We start from the raw sequence: 18,277 nt of genomic DNA on the forward strand, positions 1-18,277 counted from the left end.
TCGTCGCGCCTACTGCCTGGGGGTTGTTGCTGGTCCCTGCGAAGCCTTATGCCAATTCAAAATGGGACTTTCAATTGGCATAGGCCGACACAGGGGCGCCGACACTCCCATGATTGCTCGGAATCTCGCGCCGGTGAACAACCATCCTGAGATCCAGACCTAACGCAGCCCATCGGCGCGGCGCCCGTCCAGCTCCGGGCGAGATTTGCAGGACCGCCCGGCAACATTGCAGATGCCCCCGCTGAGAGTATTGCAAATACCGGCCCTCAGGATGTTGCAAATCACCCAGTCCATGATGTTGCAAACTCCACGTTACGACATTGCAAATCCATGCGCTCGGTCCCTGACGCGAGCGCTGCCGTTCTCACGCCGTGTCTCTTGACGGCAGAGGCAACGAGGGTTCGATTGAGGAATCGTTGATTCCGATTTGCGACGCAAAATGGCACTTATACGTCGATTTTTCGAGATTCCGGCACAGAGTTTCTTCCTGTTCGGTCCGCGCGGCACCGGGAAATCCACCTGGCTGCGCGAACAACTGGCGGACGCCCTGTACCTGGATCTCCTCGAGCCCGCGCTACACCGCAGGCTGAGCGCCCGCCCCGAGCGGCTCCGGGAACTCCTTGAGGGTTCGCCCCGCAGCGCGAACGTCGTCATCGACGAGATCCAGCGAGTTCCGGAGTTGCTGACCGTCGTCCACGCCCTCCTGGAGGCGCCAGCGCCTCCACGCTTCGCGCTCACGGGATCGAGCGCCCGAAAGCTCCGCCGGGGCGGCATGGACCTGTTGGGTGGCCGCGCCCTGCACCGGACGCTGCATCCATTCATGGCGTCCGAGCTACCCGACTTCCAGCTGGAGCAGGCGCTGACCCTCGGGCTCCTGCCACTCGTGCTCGATGCGGGCGACCCCGCGGGGGTTCTGGACGCGTACGCGAGCCTGTATCTGGAGCAGGAAGTCAGGGCCGAGGGTCTGACGCGGAACGTGGGGCAGTTCGCGCGGTTCCTGGAAGCGGTCAGCTTCTCGCACGCATCGCAGCTCAATGCCGCTGCCGTGGCCCGCGAGTGCGAAGTCGAGCGCAAGGTCGTCTCTTCCTACGTCGGAATCCTCGAAGACCTGCTCCTCGCGTTCCGGGTCCCGGTGTTTCGGAAGCGGGCCAAGCGCGCGACCGTGGTGCGGGAGAAGATCTACCTGTTCGATGCGGGCGTCTTCCGGTCGCTGCGGCCCCGGGGACCTCTCGATCGGGCCGAGGAGATCGACGGACAGGCGCTCGAGGGTCTCGTCGCCCAGCATCTGCGTGCGTGGGCGGCCTACTCCGGATTCGACGTCCGTATCTTCTACTGGCGGACGCGAGGTGGGTCCGAGGTCGATTTCATCGTTTACGGAGACACGGGATTGCAGGCGTTTGAAGTGAAGAACACCGGTCGGGTGGACTCCGCGGACCTGAGGGCGCTGAAGACCTTCCGGCAGGACTACCCGGAGGCCGAGGCCGCCGTGCTGTACCGGGGCAGGGAACGCCTGCGCGTCGGCGGGATCTGGTGCCTGCCGGTTCGGGATTTCCTTCGCAACCTCCTCCCGGACCAGGGGCCGCTGGCGTGGTTGTGAAGAGAGACGTTCGCTGGCGGCGCTGGCTTCGGGAGGCGCGCGACATCTACGAGGGGATGTACATCGCTCCGTACCGGGCCACGATCCACCGCGAGTACCTGCGGCAGCACGACGCGTTCATGCTGATGGGCTTCTCGGACCTGCTCGGCGTGCCGAACCCCATCCAGTTCTACATGCTCGAACTCTATCCGTCGCTCATCGAGGAGTTTCACCAGTGGCACGTCCGGGTCGGCATGGAACATCCGCCCGAGGGCGGCTTCCGCTGTTGCTGAGCGAATCGAAGTCGGGCCAGCCCCGGAAGCCGCTCCCGTTTCCGGACCGGCCGATCCTCTTCTTCGGCGGCAAGGGCGGGGTGGGGAAGACGACCATGGCCGCCGTGGCCGCGCTCGACATGGCCGCACGGGGGCACCGCACGCTCCTCGTCTCCACCGATCCGGCGCACTCCACGGCGGACGTGCTGCAGACCGATCTGGGCGATGGGCCGCGGCGCGTGGCGGAGGGCTGCTGGGCCATGGAGGTCGATCCGGAACGGGAGGCGGACCGCTACATCGAGGCCGTCAAGGAGCGGGTCGCGTCCGCGGCCCCGCCGCGGCTGCTGGGCGAAGTCTACCGGCAGATCGACATCGCCCGTGTCTCGCCCGGCGCGGTCGAGTCCGCCCTCTTCGACCGTTTCACCCACATCCTCGAGAATGAGAGGGAGGACTACGACCGCCTCGTCTTCGATACCGCCCCGACGGGGCAGACGCTGCGCCTTCTCTCCCTCCCCGAGCTGATGACGACCTGGATCGGTGGGCTCATCAAGCGGCGACGGAAGGTGGGAGCCCTGGCCCAGATGTGGAAGAACGTGGCCGGGTCCGAGGCGACGTCCGCGCTCGAGAACGACCCGCTCCTCGGGGCGCTCGAGGAGCGGCGCGACCGCTTCCAGCGCGCGCGGCGAATCCTGACCGACCCGGCGCGGACCGCATTCGTGTTTGTCGTAATCCCCGAACGTCTCCCGATCTGGGAGACGGAGAAGGCGGTCGAGGCCCTCGCGAAGCACGCCGTTCCGGTGGGAGCGATCGTCGTGAACCAGCTCCTCCCGGGGCGGGACGGCGGCGCGACGGAGGACCCGTTCCTCGCCGCGAGACGGGAGCGTCAGGCGGGCTACCTTGCGAGGATCTCAGAGAGTCTCGGAGATTGGCCTGTCCTCCGCGTCGACCTCCAGGACTCCGATCCGGTGGGGGTGGACGCCCTGAGACGGATTCCGGTATACGAACCGTAGTACGGACTTCCAGGCGGAGGTAACCCGATGAGCGCGATCGTCCTGCTGGTGGTGGGCCTGCTGGCCTTTCTGACCGGAATCCTCATCTACTCGCGCTTCATCGCCGGGAAGGTGTTCAAGCTCGATCCCGACTTCGTGACGCCGGCGCACGAGTTCCATGACGGGGTCGACTACGTGCCGACGAACAAGCATGTGCTGTTCGGGCACCACTTCACCTCGGTGGCCGGGGCCGCGCCGATCGTGGGACCGGCGATCGCCGTCATCTGGGGCTGGCTGCCGGCCTTCCTCTGGGTGGTCCTCGGGACGGTCTTCGCCGGGGCGGTGCACGACTTCGCCGCCCTGTGGATCTCGAGCCGCCACAAGGGGCGGTCGATCGGGACGCTCACCGAGTCGATCCTCGGCAAGCGTGCGCGCGTCCTCTTTCTCTTCATCATCTTCTTCCTGCTCCTGATGGTGAACGCCGTATTCGCCGTCATCATCGCGAACCTGTTCATGGCGAACCCCGGCGCCGTGGTTCCCGTCTGGGGGTCGCTCGTCGTCGCGCTCATCGTCGGCTTCCTCATCTACCGGACGGGGACGGGAATCCTCCTCCCCTCGCTGGGGGCGCTCGCCACGCTGTACGTGCTCATCTGGTTCGGGCAGGACATGCCGTTCACGCTGCCCGACTTCGCGGGGTTCAGTCCGACCGAGGCGCAGCTGGCCGCGGCGGGAGGGGATGCGGCGGCCGCGGGGGATGCGGCGGCCGCGGACGGGCAGCGGGTCGGGTGGATCTTCATCCTCTTCGCCTACACCTTCGTGGCCTCCGTCCTGCCGGTGTGGCTCCTCCTCCAACCGCGCGACTATGTGAACGGTCACCAGCTGTTCGTGGCGCTGGGGATCATCGCCGCCGGCGTGATCGTCCTGAACCCGGAGGTCGTGGCCCCTCCGGTCAACACGAACCTGCCCGCCGACACGCCCGGCTGGTTGCCGCTTCTCTTCATCACCATCGCGTGCGGGGCGATCAGCGGTTTCCACGGCCTGGTCGGATCGGGGACCTCCTCCAAACAGCTGGCGAAGGAGACGGACGCCCGCTACGTGGGCTACGGCGGCGCGATCGGCGAAGGGACGCTCGCGGTGACGTCGATCATCGCGTGTACGGCGGGGTTCGCGATTTTCCTCAGCCGCGATGTGGGAGCGACGCAGGGGCTCGTCCTGTGGCAGGAGCATTACGGCAGCTTCGAGGCGGCGACGGCGGGCGCCGCGACCGCCTTCGTCAACGGCGTGGGCGTGCTGGCGGGCGGTCTGGGGATTCCGGAGAGCGTGGCAGTGATCTTCGCCTCGGTCGTCGTGATCAGCTTCGCGGCGACGACGCTCGACACGGCGATACGGCTTCAGCGCTACATCATCAGCGAACTCGGCGTCGAATACAATGTGAAGGCGATCCAGAACCGCTGGGTGGCGACCGGGATCGCCGTCGTCAGCTGCGCGGCTCTGGCCCTGTCTGTCGACCGGGGCGCCGGCGGCATGATGATCTGGCCGCTGTTCGGAACGACGAACCAGCTCCTGGCCGGCCTCACGCTGCTCATCGTATCGCTCTACCTGATGCGGAAGGGACGCAACTATTGGGTGACCATGGTCCCGATGGCGTTCCTGCTCCTCATGACGACGTGGGCCATGGTCATCAACCTCGACCGCTTCTTCGGGACGAACCAGTGGATGCTGCTGCTGATCGGGGCCGCGATCTTCATCCTCGAGATCTGGCTCCTGCTCGAGGGCGCCGCCGCGATCCGCCGCGTGCGCGCGGGCAGAGCTGGGGCGTAGGGGCGTTAGGCCGCTGCTCGGCCTCTGGGAAGTCGGTTCCTCGCTGTTTCAGGCCGCCTCGAAGTCCAAGTGCAGGTCCAGGCGGCGCTCGGCAGCGTCGAACTCCGTCCGCTCCACCCGCCACGGCCGCTGAAGACCCAGCGCCCGCTCGAACAGTCCCCTCTCCGCCATGCCGCCGTCCCGCCCGGCCGCTCCGCGTCCCTCCACCGCCCGCCCGGCCCCGGAGACCACCGGACAAGTCACGGTCCCGCTCGGGCACCGGCCGCCACCGCCGCCGATCCCGCCACTCTACCGCCGCTCATCCACCTCGAACAGCGAGGAGCCAGTCTTCAATGCCCGCCAACAGGCGTGGAGGTGACAACCCTTTGGGAGCCCTGCGAACCCGCGTGGTCGTTTGATGAGCGACCCGTTAGAAGGAACAGGTCTCGGCGGATACCGGAATGCCGGAGGTGCTGACTAGACGAAAACGGTATACGTAGTCGATGTCCAAAGCGTCCGACGCAACACCGTATACCTCGCCGCCCCCTCCAACGTGCAGCGCCCGGAGCCGGACAGGCACAGTAACCGTGCCGCGGTATCGACCGCAGTTGTCGAGGACATGCCACGTCGTCGCACCTTCCGTTTCCGCCTCCTCTCGCCTCACCCAGAGCCACCCCTCGGGTGACGAATCGAGGTCCGCAATCACGGGGGTGAACTCCGACTCGTTCGCGGGCCAAGGCTCAGCGTCTCCCATCCGAACCGTACGGATCGTGTCTCCCTTGAACGTCAGCTTGTCAAAACGATACCTCGCTCTTTGTACCAGCCACAAGGTTCCGTCGCGCTCAACAGTCCACGCGAATCGAGCGGTCGCAGTACCCTGTGGCCGCTCCAGGGTTAGTTGTCCACGCCCAGCTCCCACACTTTGTGGGTTGCCGCCACTCATCGTGATATTCCGCGTCTCGATCAAAAGCGTATCTCCCGGAAGCACCTCGTGTGCTGCCGAAACTGGCAAGCGGGCAACATACGTGTACTGGGGAACAACGCTTTGGCCGAAGCCTCGGATGTCGATGACATCCACGCGGGCAAAAACCGACCCCCGAGCATCCGCGCCAATCACCTTGGCTGATGTCGGTAACTCGCCCGCCCGGAAATAGTTGCGATCCGACGCGAGCCGACTCAGCTCGTTTCCAAGCGTGTCGAGGATCACCCGTTGCCGACCATCCGTAATCCAGAGCCGGTTGGGTGCCTGCCACACGACTTGCTGATTGGCACGCCGTCTGTACTGCCACTCACCCGGACCGCCACCTTCGGGCGCCACACTCCTTACGAAGCCACCTCTACGATCAAAAACACGGACCTCCTTCGATCCGACATCCAGCACGTAAATTCGCCCACTTCCGTCGACCGTTAAGTCGTGGATATCGGCGAAGCTTTGCGGCCGATCCCCAGTAACCGTGCCGAGCTTGAGTTCCTCGACCAGCCTCCACCCTTCGGTATCGTTGTCCGATCCCGGGCGAACTGTCGTCACCAGAAGGCGACCCCCAAGGGTGTCTATGGCTACCTCTTGCTGCGGGAACACCCCGTCCCATCGCGGTTCCCCTTGCATTGACAAGGGCATCAGCCAACCGATACATGCCGCAGTAAGGGCGCGTCTTGTTCGGTGGAACCGCAACTGCCGCCACCACTTCATCCGGGGGTCAGCCAATGGTTCTATTCCCAGTACAGGCAGGTAACGTGGGCGTGGATAATGATGCTCCCACCGATCACGGCACAGTCCATGTGCCAAATGATGAAGTCGTCTGAAACTTCGCCAAATGATGAAGGAAACTTCGGGAAGGCGAGCAGCAGAGTCGTCTAGGGTGGCTGAGAGCGGAGCAGTCAGCGCGAGAGCGCTAACCACAAGAAGGCCGACGGCTGCAGTGATGCGCTTCATCATATCATGTCCTCCTCTTGGTGGGTGATGATAGAAATGAGTGGCACCTGATGCGCCGTCCCGCAAGGGGAGCCTTAGCAACTGTGTCAAGCCGGCTAGTCGACCGCTACGTCGTGGATGTCGCCGAAGACGTCCGGCGTGGAGCCCTCGAATCTGCCGAGCCGCAGGGTCTCCTGTAGTTCCCACACTTCGGCGTTATCCGCACGCCGGGGTGAGGGATTCCGCACCGGGACGCGTCCCCCCTCCAGGGTGTCCACGCTCGGGCTGGGCAGTGGGTTCGGGGATTGGGCCGGGGGGGCAGCCGGGGTGGCCAGAAGAGCGGCTACCAAGAGCAAGCCCCTCATGCCAAAATGTCGCGGATGATTGCGTCGTGATGGCGGTGGTGGAGGTGGAGGAAGCGTAGCCACTCCGCTGGGGTGAAGTGGCCGAGCACATGGTGCGGGTGGGTGTGGAGGCAGGCGTCGATCTCCCCCATCCGGGAGATCAGCCTCTCGGCCAGGTCGCGGAGGCGCTCAAAGCCTTCCGCCAGCAGGGCCGGTTCCAATCCAGTGGGCAGGGTGAAGTCCGGCGCGGGTCCCCGCCCGCGCGGAATCGAGCCGCGAGCCAGCAGCGCCACCCCGAGTTCCCGAGGGGATTGCGCCCGCGCTTCCGGGTTCGGGAGGGCCAACGCCTCAACGACCCAGCCCAGCACCTTCCGGTCGGAGAAAAGCAGGTGCTCGAGATGGTCCTGAACGCTCCACGCCGAAATATCGGGCGCGGATACGGAAAGCCGCGGGCGGTCCAGCGCTCGCGCGAGGCAACTGTCGATCCCGGCCTGGACCCCTGCCAACGAGTCCCCCGTCGCGTAGGTAACCGAGAGGTCGCTCACACCGGTGCGCAAACGGCGGCGGCCGGCTGGGCCGCCCGCCCCGAAGAGGGACGGTCGGCCCGTGCCGAGTGTGCTGCGGTCAAGTCTTCTACCAGTTCATCGAGAGGCCGAAGACCGCCCCGTGCATCGGGCCCGAGTCCTGGGCCATGCCCTGACGGTTGCCTTCGAAGCTCAGCCTCCTTTGCAGGTCGAGCATGGCGTCCGGCGACATCCGGAGGGCGTCGACCACCGGGGGTTCCGAGCTTGGGTCCGGTCTCACCGGTGTGGCTCGCTCAGGGCGTCAGGGGTCGATTTCGACTGCGATCTCCACCGCATCCATGCCATCGGTGGCGAGTTCGTCCTCGCCCGTGGGCATGCCGTTGAGCTTGAACATGTAGGTGACGACGTCGAGGTACTGTTCGGTGGGCATGCCACCCGGATTGTCCTCCGGCATCGTGGCCACGATCTCGTCGACGAGATCCTTTACCGAGGCGCCGACCCAGGATTGAATGAACGGACCTCCGAAATCCTCCTCGAAGTGGCACTCGGCGCAGATGTTGTAGAATACGTCCTCCCCGCGCGTGGCCTGTTCCTCGCTGAACACGCCCTGCGTGGTGGTGACCCCGGCCTCGGCCTCGGCTTCCTGGGCTTCCTCATCCTGGGCGGCGAGCGCCGACCCTCCGAAGACCGTCGCGATGACGGCCGCCGCGATCGACCCGCGGAGGCTCCGCCATGGTCCCCCTGCCAATATCCGCATCAAAAGTCCCTCTCTGGTTGACAACGCCTGAAGAAGTGGCCCCAACCTGATTTCGAGACCGAGCCCCGGGCAAGTGCGGGCCGCTCAGCCGCCCGCCCCCGCCGTCGTCACGGTCTCGTCGTCCTCCGATTCCGACTCGTCCCCGGGCGGCCGCGGCCGGTTCATGCGCAGCGACACCCCCCCGAAGAACGACGAGCCCGAGCGTTTCACCTCGTGCTCTCCCTCGTAGAGGTAGTCGAGCAGCGCCTGGTCCCATGACAGTCCGGCCTTCGCGACCAGCTCCATCCACGGCCCGTAGGCGGTCTCGTCCGGGGCCTCGGTCGTTCCGCTCCAGATCGTGATTCGGGCGTCGAACCCGAACCGGCTCTCCCCGCTCGATCCCTTCAGCGGCATCTGTATGAGCACGCTGTCCGTCATCGGCAGCCGAAATACGTCCGCGTCGTACTCGGCTCCGTAGCGCCGGTAGCGTTCGTAGTTGCGCTGGTTCATCTCGAAGACATCGCGATTGGAATTGATGCCGCGCGTGATGTAGTCGCGGATCTCGAACGCCGCGTCCCGGTGCCGGGGCAGGTCGGGGCTGTCCACGTACCCGAAGCCGGGCATGAACCAGCCTTTGTTGAATCCCCAGTTGCGCTCCGTCACCCGGCCCCGCCGCACGAGACCGGTGTATTCGCTGAACAGCTGCACGACCTGGTGAGAGGGATACCCGTGCGGATTGAGGAAGATGTCGGGCAGCCAGCGACCCCACAGCCGATTTCGGACCGGCGCCTCGGGATAGATGGGGTGATCGTCCCCCGAACCCGAGGTCGCGTCGATCCCCAGCGACCCCAGATAGCCGGCGTGGAGGATGAAGTCCGGCGTGATCCGGTACAGGTCGTAGGCGAGTTGGGCCCCGTCCGGGTTCGTGAAGGGGTGGATGACGACGTTCACCTCGTTGAGCCTGGGCCGCTGCTCGGGGTCGGTGAGGAGGAGTTCGGCGTGCCGCAGCACGTGACTCGTCGACGAAACCTCGTTCGCGTGCTGGCGCGCGGAGTAGATGACGGTGGGCTTGAAGGTCGTCGCCTTGACCCGGGACCAGTGCGAGGCCGCGATCGGCGGCATGAGATCGAGCGCCCAGATGTCCTTGCCGAGGTAGGACTCGCCGACCTTGTATATCGTGGCCTCGTCGAACGCGTCCGCCATTTTGGCGAGGATCTCGTGGCCTTCGGGCGGCGGGATGGGCGTCTCCCACTGGACGAGGCGTTCGCCGCCGTAGCTCCAGCCCTCCGGGAGGAGCGAGCGCCAGTCCGGCAGAACCGGCGGCGTCCCGTTGGCCGCGAGGTGGGCGGTGCGGCGCGAGTCGGGGTCCTGCTCGTGGCTCCACTCGGCCCACACCTCGAGCGAGCCGAGTCCGGCCCAGGCCAGCTCTGACGTGTAGAGGCCAGCCGCGCGCAGCGCCTCGATCTCGCGGAGCGTCGCCTCGATCTGCTCCGCGGACACCATGCTCCGATCCACCTGTTCCGCGGGCGCGTAGGTGAGGAGGCTGTCGCGCACGTCGGCGTCGGTATCGACCCGCACGCGGAGGCCGAGGTGAGCGATCCCGGGCTCGCCGGCGCGCACCACGGCCAGCCTCGCGGACGGCCGCTCGAGCGCGGTCTTCGGGATGTCGAGCCGCATCGTGTCCGCCGCGCCCTCCGCGTCCTCGAACGCCACGACCACGGCGGGCCGCGAGGTCGCGAAGCCCGTGAAGTTGACGCGCAGTTCCGCCGGCGCCCCGTCCGCCCGCGGCCGCATGATCGGGAGGATCCGGCCCGGGAAGGTGAGGCCCTGCCCGCGCGAGTTCCGCCCCAGCACGTCGAAGAACTCGATCGTCCCGAAGTAGATTTCCTCGTGGAGCGCGTCCATCGGGGCGTGGATCTCGTTGTCGATCTCCAGCCGGTAGTTGGGCTCGCTCATGGCGAGTTCGACCGTCAGCTCGCCGAAATAGGGCGCGTCCGCGCTCCCGCCCGTCGGGATTCCGTCGTGTCGGTCCATCACGTAGTCGTAGACGGCCGGGAGGACGACGCTCTGGTAGTGGTCCCAGAAGGCTTCGGGGTCCGTGACGATGCGCTCGTCGACGAGCGTCCGGTCATCCGCGGTGGCGTGGATCCAGCCGGTCGTCACGCGGACATGCTCGTAGTCCTGGAAGCGGTCGAAGTACGGCCGCAGCACCCATCGGGGCTCGAAGCTGTCCCTCAGGATCCCGCCGCCGTCCCCGTCGGAGACGGCGACCTCGTAGATCGGCCCTTCGGTCGTCTCCTCGAAGCGCACCTGCTCCAGTTCGAGGCCGAGTTCGCGGGCGAGGACCTCGTCGATGGGGAAGATCTCGTGCAACCACCGGACCGGCGTGTGGATCGCCTGCTGCGGCCACTCGGCGGGCGGGTCGTTGCGCCGGAAGCGGATGACGATCTCCCCGATGTCCCGGCCCCCGTCCCGGCCACTGCTTCGGCCCTCGAGCAGGGGAAGGATGACCTCTTCGAGCCACGAGTAGCCCTGCTTGAAGGCGGACAGGACGCGGACCTCGACGGCCGAGGGCGACGCGCCCGCATCGATCAGCGCCGTGCGCGCCTCCTGTTCGAGCTGGCGGCGGATCTCGGGGGGCTCGCTGAGGCGGGCTTCGACGCGGATGGGCCCTGCGGACCCCGCCGCGGGGAGGACCTGGGTCCGGAACAGCTCCCGGAACCGGTCGACCTCGGACGGGAGTGTGAGCGTATCGGCGAAGAGGGTGGCCGCCCGCTGGACGTCCCGGTCGTCGATCGTGACGTCGATCGTGACGTCGATGTCGGCGAGGCCCAGCGCCTCCGCCGCGCGCGCCTTCACGTACGCCTCCAGCTGCGGGTCGGCCTTCTCGACCGACATCAGCACGTGGGCGCGGGCGATCTGCCGCTCGGCGAGCTGGTCGGCGATGCGGCCGAGCTTGTAGAGGCCGGTCGCCGCCTGCCCCACGGGCGCGTGCCCCGACAGCGCGTCCCACAGCCCGCGCTCGACATCGTCGACCGTCGGGCGATCGCCACCGCGCTCCGCCAGATGCGGAAACGTCAGGGCCAGCTGGTCGATCGCGCGCTCCGCCCCGGCGGCGTCCGCGCCCGTCACCACGAGCGCCGGTTTCGAACCGAACGCCTCGGGGACGACCTGAATGAGCCCTTCGCCGGCCCCCAGCGCCCCGAGGTCGATCCGCGCGCTGTCGGCAAGCTGCTGCGTGAGCGGGTTGTCGACCCCGACGAGCACGAGCGTGGGGCGGGAGCCGGGCCCGTCGATCGCCGAAGCGGACTCGGTCAGCGGCACGACCAGGCCGGTCGATTCGAGCCCGAGGCGGCCCGCCAGGTCGGGCAGCCCGTCCACCCCGTCCTCGCCGGGCGCGAGCATCGCGTCCACGCGGTCGGGGATCAGCCCGCCGCCGAGCAGGCCGTCGGAGGTGTACAGGTTCGAGAGGTCCATCTCGTCCTTGCCGCCGCTGCCCGGCCGGCCCGCGACCGGGCCGGGGCGGTCGGGCGGGGCGCGCCCCGGGATCCGGATGGTGGGGCCGCCCGCCAGCCTCGCCTCCACGGATTCCAGCCCGGGGTAGGCGAGCGGGTTTCGCGGAGCCTCGCCGGCGTCCTCGGTGTCCGGCTCTGCTTCCGCCTCTGCCTCTGCCTCTGCCTCTGCCTCTGCCTCTGCCTCTGCCTCAGGGTCCGCCTCAGGCTCCGGGTCCGCCTCGGCCTCCGGCGCCGCGTCCGGGTCGGGCGCTTCGTCGCCGGTGGCCAGCGCCCGCAGCGCCTCCTCCGCGGCTCCGATGTCTGCGTCGGCGACCGCGACCTCCGCGATGACCCGTCCGACGCCGGCCTGGCCGGCCCGGGCCCGCGCCTGCGTCAGACGCACGTCGACCTCGGCTATCCCCCCGTCCTCGAGTGCCGCGGTCAGATCCTCCCGCACGCGATCCAGCTTCGCCGTCGAGAGCGTCCGGGTGTGGGGGAGCACGCCCGCGAACAGGCGGGCCGCGGCCCGGAGCCCCTCGTCATCCCCACCGACGACCAGCACCCAGGTGCGTCCGCCCTCCTGTCGCACCGCCACCGCCCCTTCGCCGGAATCCAGCGAGGCCGGATCGATCCCCGGGGACCCGAGCCCGGAGGCCGCGAGCCCGGCGCGCCCGATGACGACCGCGACCTCCTCTCCCGCGGCGGCCCGCGACAGCGGCAGATCCATGGCCATCGTCTCGAACCCGAGCCGCGCCGCGACCTCTCCCGCCGCGGCGAGGACCGCCGTCGAGGGGTCGTCTCCGAGGATCAGCGCCACGTTCACGAAGTCGGGCACGCTGTCGCCGTTCGTGTCGAGTACGAGCATCCCCAGGTCGAACAGCGACGCGAGGTCGGGGGGGTCGGGGGGCTCCTGAGCGGAAAGAGAACCCGGGAGCCCCGATCCGGCTCCCGGAACCAACGCGGCCGGGGGAATCGAGAACGCGGCCGCCAGGGCTAGCAGCCCGTGGCAAAAGCCCCGCTGCGTTCGAGCGGCGCTGCATCTCGCCTGAAACGCTTTGCTCTGCGTCGCTCCTCGGTCACATAGCGCTGCTATTCTCCCTCGTCGCTCCTTGTCAGCCGAGCGCTTCACCGCTCTCGGCGCTGACGCGGGGTTTTGCCACGGGCTGCTGAGGGTGGCGGCAAGCGGCCGCCGTTTCGCGAGCGTCTTCATGTCCAGTTTCCTGTCCCGTCCGTTTACAGGCCGGCCTCCACGGGGTTGGCCAGGACGCCGACGCCTTCCACCTCGACCTCGACCCGATCGCCGGGCGAGATCGCCACGGTCTTTCCGGGCGTCCCGGTATAGATCACGTCGCCGGGGAGGAGCGTGACGTAGCGGCTCGTGTAGGCCACGATCTCGGGGATGGAGAAGATGAGGTCGCGGGTGCGCGCGTCCTGCACGACCCGCCCGTTGAGACGCGTCCGCAGCCGCAGGTCGCTCCAGTCGGCGCCGGCCACGATCCGCGGCCCGAGGGGGCCGAACGAGTCGCTGCCCTTGGCCCGCAGCCACTGCAGGTCGCCGCGCTGCCAGACGCGCTCGCTCACGTCGTTGCCCGCCGTCACGCCGAAGATGTAGTCGCCCGCCTCGCCGGGACTCACGTTGCGCGCCCGACGGCCGATCACGACGACGACCTCCCCCTCCGCATGCACGATCTCCGCATCCGGCGGAATCCGGATGGGTGCGTCCGGCCCGATGATCGAGGAAGGAAGCTTGGCGAACAGGCCCGGCTCGGGCGGGGCCTCGCGCCTGCCGATGGGGCTGTTGTCGAGGTGGCTCCGGTAGTTCAGGCCCACCGCGATGACCTTTGACGGCGGCGTCGGCGCGAGGAGCCGGACCTGGTCGATCGGGAGTCCCCGGCCCGCGCGGACCTCCCCCTCGAAGGGGGGCGCCGCGAGTTCCTCGACGCGGCCGTCTTCCACGACGCCATCCGCGACGACCTCATCCTCGATGACCCCCCAGCGGGCGCCGTCTCCGCCGTCGCGCGCCACGTACCGGACGTATGCCGTCATCTGGCCACCCCGATTTCGCTCACCCCTCTCCGGCGGGCACGTGTTCGGCGAGTTCGACCTCGAACACGAGCGGGCTGTACGGGGGGATCCCCGGCCGGCCGTCCGCGCCGTATGCGAGGTCGTACGGGAGCACCAGCCGGCGCCGTTCTCCCAGCCGCATGCCCGTCACGCCCTCCACCCACCCGTCGATCAGCGCGGTCGATCCGAGGACCATGTCGAGCGGCTCGGGCGGCGTATGGTCGTGGCTCGAGTCGACCTTGCTCCCGTTCGGCAGCCACACCGTGTAGTGGACGCCCATCTCGTCCCCGAAGCCGGTCGGCGGGCCGCTCCCCGCCTGCAGCACCTGAATGAAGAGTCCGCTCTCCGTCTCCTCCATCGCGTCGAGATCGACCTCGAGCTCCGCCACGAAGGTGATCTCGCGCACGTCCGTGATCACGCCCTCGGGCGCGTCCGAGGCCTCGGCCATGGCAGGCATCTCCGCTTCACTCTCCGCAGGCTCGGCGTCCTCCGCGGCGTCGCCGCCGCACGCCGCACTCAGGGGCAGCAGCAGCACGGCCGGAAGCCGGCGGAACCAGGTGGCTGTTCGATCCAACTGCATGAGAGTCCTCCGGTGTCGAGAGAATCAGCCGCGGGACAGAGTGCGGAGAGTCGTCGGATCGCCCGAATGTAGCGGCGTTTCAAGGCGGCCTGCTAGTATCGTGATATGAAAACTCACCCGCTGTTCCGACTCGTCCTCGCCGTCTCCCCGGTCCTCCTCGCCGCCTGTGCCGATGCCCCTCCCTCGCGGGACGACGGTGCGGCCGACCAGGCCGTGCAGGCCGAGACCACCCCCGCACTCGACCTCGTCGCGCGGTCCGTCGCCTTCCACGACCCGGACGGCGTCTGGGGAAGCGAGGCGGTTTCGATGTCGTGGGTCGGGACCGACGGCGAAGGCGGCGAGAGGGTCGCCGTGAACCTCCGGTTCGGCGCGGACGAGCCCGACTTCGCCCTCTCCGGCCGGTACCGCGGCTCCCAGATCGAGTACGAGACGACGACGGACGGCTGGTCGGCGACCGTCGACGGGGTCGCCGAGCCGGACCTCCCCGCCGCGGACCGCGAAAGCATGCGGTTGCAGAGGGAGGACGGGATGTTCTGGCGCAGCTACTACGGCTTCCTGGCCGGTCTTCCGATGAAGATCGCCGACCCCGGTGCGTACATCGAGCCCGACGTCACCGAGACGACGTTCATGGACCGGCCGGTGCAGGCGGTGAAGGTGACGTACGAACCCGAGGTCGGCGGAGACACGTGGTATTTCTACTTCGACCCCGGGACGGCGCAGCTCGTGGGCTGCCGCTTCTACCACGACGAGAGCGCGAACGACGGCGAGTACATCACGTTCGAGGGGCTGGCCGAGGGCGGCGGAATCCGGCTGCCGCGGCTCAGGGCGTGGTATGTGAACGCCGACGGACGGCATCTGGGGACGGACGAGGTCGGGGAGATCCGCGTCGGTCCGTGAAGTCCCCCCACGGGGTTCCGTCGCTCGCGGTCGCGGCCACCGTCGCGCCGCTGGCGGTCGCGGGGTGCTCGGGGTCGACGCCGGCCGCGCCTCCCCCTCCCGTGGCGAGCGCGGAGTGCGTCCTCTCCTTCGCGATCGACGGCGATTCGATCCGTTGCGCCGACGGCCGCGAGATCCGCCTGCTGTCGATCGACGCCCCGGAGATCGCCCAGGAACCGTGGGGCGGCCTCGCCCGTGAGGAGTTGCTGCGCGTCGCCCCGGTCCGGACCGCGCTCACGGTCGAGTACGACATCGAACGCGTGGATACCTTCGGCCGGGATCTCGCCTACCTCTACCTTCCGGGCGGCGACATGCTCAACGAGCGCATGGTGGCGAGCGGGTACGCGCTGGCCTTCATCTTCCCACCCAACCGCCGCTACGAGGAGCGGATCGTGGCGGCGGAGGTCGCGGCGTCCGAAGCCGGGCGGGGGCTGTGGGCGGAGTGGGGCTTCACCTGCCGTCCCGCCGACTTCCGGCAGGACCGCTGCTGACGGCTCGCGCCGCCGGCCAGGTGACCGCCGCCAGCCAGGTGATCGCCGCCGGCCAGGTGACCGCCGCCGGCCGGGCGATCGCCGCCGACGGGGCGCCCATCGTCAGTAGAGCGACTCCATGAACCTGGACTCGACCCTCAGGTAGCTCGCGCCCCCGCCCGGGACTTCGGCGAAGATCTCCCTCCATTCGGGCGTGCCGAGGACCTGGGGCAGCTTCTCATCGCGCTCGGCCTTCGACGCCCAGCGGATGACCCAGGTGATGTTCGCCGAGCCGAGTTCGTCCTGCTCCGCGCCCCGGACCTCCGCGGGGATCCCGGACTCGACCCAGAACCCGACGATATCGAGGTGCTCGCGCAGATAGCGGAGATACTCGCCTCTCGCGATCTGCGCGTACTCGTCGAAGCGGGCCGGGTCGAAGTGATAGTTGCGGACCTCGTAGATCGCCCCCTCCTGCGACGCCATATCGCCCGATGCGGCGGCAGCGGGCTCCTCGCCGGCGCTGTCGGGTTCGCCCGACTCGCCGCTGGCGCAGGCGGTCACGCCGATGAGGAAGATCGCACCGACTGCCGCGATCCCTGCGTTGCGTCTGGACCAGATCATTCGTGCCTCCCGAAGTGAGGGAAGATGAGGGTCGCTTGCCCGCGCCACGTCAGCCCGTCGTCCGGGCCAGGGCTTCGACGAAGCGGTCCACCTGCGCCGTCGTGTTGTAGATGTGGGTGGAGACCCGGATCGCGTTGTGCCCGTCGCGCTGGTGCTCGTCGATGTGCGCCGCGGCGAGGGTCTCGATCGCCTCCACCGCCGCCACCGCGTCGAGGCCCTCCTTCTCGAAGATGGTCGACCCGGGCGCGCTCTGCTCGCGGGCCCCGCTCAGTAGCGTGACGCCGGGCATTGCCGCGAGCCGGGACTTCAGATGGTCCGAGAGAAAGCGGCACCGGGCCTCGACCGCCTCGACGCCGAGGGTCGTGACGAAGTCGACGGCCGAGCCGATGGCCGCACGGACGGGGAAGGCCGCCGTGCCCGGGGGCTCGAACTGCGGCCGTTCCGGGGTGGCGTCGGGGGCGAAGGCCGTCCGGATGCGGTCGCGTGCGTCCCGCCGCACGAACAGGAAGCCGGTACCGGCCGGGGCCAGCATCCACTTGTGGAGGCTGACGGCGTACGCGTCGCAGCCGAGTGACGACAGGTCGATCGGGAACTGTCCCACGGCCTGCGCGCCGTCCACCAGACTCACGAGACCCCGCTCGCGGGCCAGCCGGCAGATCGCCTGCACGGGGTAGAGGTGTCCGCCCCGTGTGACGTGGCAGAAGGCGACCGCGCGCGTACGAAGCGTGATCGCCTCCTCGATCCGGGAGAGGAGTTCCTCTTCGGCCGGCAGCGGGCTGGGGATGAACACCTGATTCACCCCGATCCCGTCGCGTGCCTGCCGGAACTCCCACGGCCGGCGCCCCGCCGGGTGCTCCTGGCTCGTGATCAGAACCTCATCACCGGGATCAAGCCGGACCCCAATGCTCTGCAGGTGGAGCGCCTCCGACGCGTTCCGGGTGAGCGTGACTTCGTCCGCATCGACCGAGAACAGACGGGCGAGTCCGGGGACCACATCCTCCGCGATCCGGGCCGACAGGTCGGAACGGCCACGGGCGGGGAGTTCGGCCATCGCCCGATACCCCGCGGCCACCGCGTCGATCACCTGCCGCGGCGGCATGCCGATGCTCGCGTTGTTGAAATAGGCGGTACCGGGCTCGACGAGAAAGTGTGCGCGTACGTCCTCCCAGTCCGCGTCCTCCACGCCCGCCGGAGGCTGGAGAGTGGGCGGAGCTTCGGACGCCGCCTCCCCTTCGTTCCAGGCCGCGCAGGCGGGAAGGCCCAGCGCGGCGGCGCCCGCGGCGCCGAGCCGGAGCCACTCCCTTCGGTCCAGGCGTCCCCGGCCGGGGTCAAGCGAATCCCTCATGACATCACCCATCGCATCAGCCGCCGATGCGGATGAACGACATCGAGTTTCCGCTCGGGAAAAGCAGTCTGAGTTCGTCTCCGTCGATCTCGACGCCGGTGGGTTCGAGCGGACCGTCGCCCTCTCTCGCCGTCATGGCGAGCGGGCTCGCCGGCAGGCCCGCCATCGTGCGTCCGATCGAGAGGTGATGGAGGTGCTCGAAGGTCAGCGTCTCGCCGTCGAAGGTGTAGCGCCCGCCTTCGCCCGAGCCGCGCTTCGGTTCGTCCCCGTCCATGACGAAGAAGAGGACCTGCCATTCCCCGCTCGTGAACATGATCCGTCCCCGGACGGGGTGTCGCGGGCCGGTCGCGAGGACGTACTCGTGAGCGGCCCACGCGCCCTCGAGGGCGTCGGCTTGCGGCGCCAGCGAGGTGCCGGCCGGCGGGGAAGGGAAGGTCGCGATCCCCGCGACGAATGCGGCCAGGCAAAGGGAAGAGCCGACGAGCGTAGTGGACGATGCGTACATGGCCGAGCCTCCCGTGGTGGTCAGGCCCGCAACGTGGCGCGGCCCGCGGTGGGCGACAAGCGCGTTCCGGGCCCGAGCCTCGCCCGGAATCGGCGATCGGCTTACCGTG

17 protein-coding genes are annotated in these 18,277 nt (G+C 68.5%); 6 read left to right on the forward strand and 11 right to left on the reverse strand.

The annotated features are described in order from the left end of the window. Positions 1 to 439: 439 nt before the first annotated feature. Genes ACOOHF_RS07910 through ACOOHF_RS07925 form a run of 4 tightly spaced genes read left to right on the forward strand, consistent with a single transcriptional unit; the run spans position 440 to position 4,658 of the window. Positions 440 to 1,597 carry an ATP-binding protein gene (locus tag ACOOHF_RS07910; RefSeq protein WP_419934464.1) on the forward strand — a complete coding sequence of 386 codons (1,158 nt, stop codon included), beginning with the start codon at positions 440 to 442 and terminating at the stop codon, positions 1,595 to 1,597. Continuing rightward, positions 1,594 to 1,869, forward strand: a complete 276-nt coding sequence (locus ACOOHF_RS07915; protein WP_420464088.1) for a cory-CC-star protein — start codon at positions 1,594 to 1,596, stop codon at positions 1,867 to 1,869. Before ACOOHF_RS07910 ends, ACOOHF_RS07915 begins: the two co-directional genes overlap by 4 nt. Next, the gene (locus ACOOHF_RS07920; protein WP_420464089.1) at positions 1,863 to 2,858 is read left to right on the forward strand and encodes an ArsA family ATPase; all 996 of its coding nucleotides are present in this window, start codon (positions 1,863 to 1,865) and stop codon (positions 2,856 to 2,858) included. The genes ACOOHF_RS07915 and ACOOHF_RS07920 overlap by 7 nt, the downstream gene beginning before the upstream one ends. A 27-nt stretch (positions 2,859 to 2,885) precedes the next feature. Then, positions 2,886 to 4,658: a carbon starvation protein A gene (locus tag ACOOHF_RS07925; RefSeq protein WP_420464090.1), complete on the forward strand. Its 1,773-nt coding sequence runs from the start codon at positions 2,886 to 2,888 to the stop codon at positions 4,656 to 4,658. A gap of 48 nt (positions 4,659 to 4,706) precedes the next feature. Here ACOOHF_RS07925 and ACOOHF_RS07930 read toward each other — a convergent pair whose 3' ends face one another. The 8 genes from ACOOHF_RS07930 to ACOOHF_RS07965 all read right to left on the reverse strand — a co-directional run bounded on the left by ACOOHF_RS07930 (position 4,707) and on the right by ACOOHF_RS07965 (position 14,291). Then, a complete protein-coding gene (locus ACOOHF_RS07930; RefSeq protein ID WP_419167633.1) occupies positions 4,707 to 4,901 on the reverse strand; it encodes a hypothetical protein in 195 nt (64 codons plus the stop codon). A gap of 166 nt (positions 4,902 to 5,067) precedes the next feature. Next, positions 5,068 to 6,165, reverse strand: a complete 1,098-nt coding sequence (locus ACOOHF_RS07935; protein WP_419934468.1) for a 6-bladed beta-propeller — start codon at positions 6,163 to 6,165, stop codon at positions 5,068 to 5,070. A 745-nt stretch (positions 6,166 to 6,910) separates the two neighbouring features. After that, positions 6,911 to 7,438 carry a DinB family protein gene (locus ACOOHF_RS07940; protein ID WP_419934469.1) on the reverse strand — a complete coding sequence of 176 codons (528 nt, stop codon included), beginning with the start codon at positions 7,436 to 7,438 and terminating at the stop codon, positions 6,911 to 6,913. An 88-nt stretch (positions 7,439 to 7,526) separates the two neighbouring features. Beyond that, the gene (locus tag ACOOHF_RS07945; protein WP_420464091.1) at positions 7,527 to 7,697 is read right to left on the reverse strand and encodes a hypothetical protein; all 171 of its coding nucleotides are present in this window, start codon (positions 7,695 to 7,697) and stop codon (positions 7,527 to 7,529) included. Positions 7,698 to 7,718: 21 nt separating this feature from the next. Beyond that, positions 7,719 to 8,174, reverse strand: coding sequence for a c-type cytochrome (locus tag ACOOHF_RS07950; protein WP_420464092.1), 456 nt, complete (start codon positions 8,172 to 8,174; stop codon positions 7,719 to 7,721). Between the two features lie 84 nt (positions 8,175 to 8,258). Further along, positions 8,259 to 12,605, reverse strand: coding sequence for a M14 family zinc carboxypeptidase (locus tag ACOOHF_RS07955; RefSeq protein WP_420464093.1), 4,347 nt, complete (start codon positions 12,603 to 12,605; stop codon positions 8,259 to 8,261). A gap of 275 nt (positions 12,606 to 12,880) precedes the next feature. Continuing rightward, a complete protein-coding gene (locus ACOOHF_RS07960) occupies positions 12,881 to 13,693 on the reverse strand; it encodes a fumarylacetoacetate hydrolase family protein (RefSeq protein WP_420464094.1) in 813 nt (270 codons plus the stop codon). Positions 13,694 to 13,712: 19 nt separating this feature from the next. Further along, positions 13,713 to 14,291: an FKBP-type peptidyl-prolyl cis-trans isomerase gene (locus ACOOHF_RS07965; protein ID WP_420464095.1), complete on the reverse strand. Its 579-nt coding sequence runs from the start codon at positions 14,289 to 14,291 to the stop codon at positions 13,713 to 13,715. Positions 14,292 to 14,396: 105 nt separating this feature from the next. Here ACOOHF_RS07965 and ACOOHF_RS07970 point away from each other — a divergent pair, with 105 nt between their 5' ends. Further along, positions 14,397 to 15,188: a DUF6503 family protein gene (locus ACOOHF_RS07970; protein WP_420464096.1), complete on the forward strand. Its 792-nt coding sequence runs from the start codon at positions 14,397 to 14,399 to the stop codon at positions 15,186 to 15,188. Beyond that, positions 15,185 to 15,718 (forward strand): thermonuclease family protein, encoded by a 534-nt coding sequence (locus ACOOHF_RS07975; RefSeq protein WP_420464097.1) that lies wholly within the window; start codon positions 15,185 to 15,187, stop codon positions 15,716 to 15,718. Before ACOOHF_RS07970 ends, ACOOHF_RS07975 begins: the two co-directional genes overlap by 4 nt. Positions 15,719 to 15,820: 102 nt before the next feature. Here the strand turns inward: ACOOHF_RS07975 and ACOOHF_RS07980 are convergent, their stop codons facing one another. Genes ACOOHF_RS07980 through ACOOHF_RS07990 form a run of 3 tightly spaced genes read right to left on the reverse strand, consistent with a single transcriptional unit; the run spans position 15,821 to position 18,168 of the window. Next, a complete protein-coding gene (locus ACOOHF_RS07980; RefSeq protein ID WP_420464098.1) occupies positions 15,821 to 16,318 on the reverse strand; it encodes a hypothetical protein in 498 nt (165 codons plus the stop codon). A gap of 49 nt (positions 16,319 to 16,367) precedes the next feature. Next, a complete protein-coding gene (locus tag ACOOHF_RS07985) occupies positions 16,368 to 17,663 on the reverse strand; it encodes an aminotransferase class V-fold PLP-dependent enzyme (protein WP_420464099.1) in 1,296 nt (431 codons plus the stop codon). Positions 17,664 to 17,679: 16 nt separating this feature from the next. Then, positions 17,680 to 18,168: a hypothetical protein gene (locus ACOOHF_RS07990; protein ID WP_420464100.1), complete on the reverse strand. Its 489-nt coding sequence runs from the start codon at positions 18,166 to 18,168 to the stop codon at positions 17,680 to 17,682. Positions 18,169 to 18,277 lie beyond the last annotated feature (109 nt).

This window comes from Candidatus Palauibacter sp., from assembly GCF_965216145.1.
GTDB lineage: Bacteria > Gemmatimonadota > Gemmatimonadetes > Palauibacterales > Palauibacteraceae > Palauibacter.

Coding starts and splice junctions, on each gene's coding strand:
- ACOOHF_RS07910 (WP_419934464.1), top strand. CDS start 440: ATGGCACTTATACGTCGATTTTTCGAGATTCCGGCACAGAGTTTCTTC.
- ACOOHF_RS07925 (WP_420464090.1), top strand. CDS start 2,886: ATGAGCGCGATCGTCCTGCTGGTGGTGGGCCTGCTGGCCTTTCTGACC.
- ACOOHF_RS07950 (WP_420464092.1), bottom strand. CDS start 8,174: ATGCGGATATTGGCAGGGGGACCATGGCGGAGCCTCCGCGGGTCGATC.
- ACOOHF_RS07960 (WP_420464094.1), bottom strand. CDS start 13,693: ATGACGGCATACGTCCGGTACGTGGCGCGCGACGGCGGAGACGGCGCC.
- ACOOHF_RS07965 (WP_420464095.1), bottom strand. CDS start 14,291: ATGCAGTTGGATCGAACAGCCACCTGGTTCCGCCGGCTTCCGGCCGTG.
- ACOOHF_RS07970 (WP_420464096.1), top strand. CDS start 14,397: ATGAAAACTCACCCGCTGTTCCGACTCGTCCTCGCCGTCTCCCCGGTC.
- ACOOHF_RS07980 (WP_420464098.1), bottom strand. CDS start 16,318: ATGATCTGGTCCAGACGCAACGCAGGGATCGCGGCAGTCGGTGCGATC.
- ACOOHF_RS07985 (WP_420464099.1), bottom strand. CDS start 17,663: ATGAGGGATTCGCTTGACCCCGGCCGGGGACGCCTGGACCGAAGGGAG.
- ACOOHF_RS07990 (WP_420464100.1), bottom strand. CDS start 18,168: ATGTACGCATCGTCCACTACGCTCGTCGGCTCTTCCCTTTGCCTGGCC.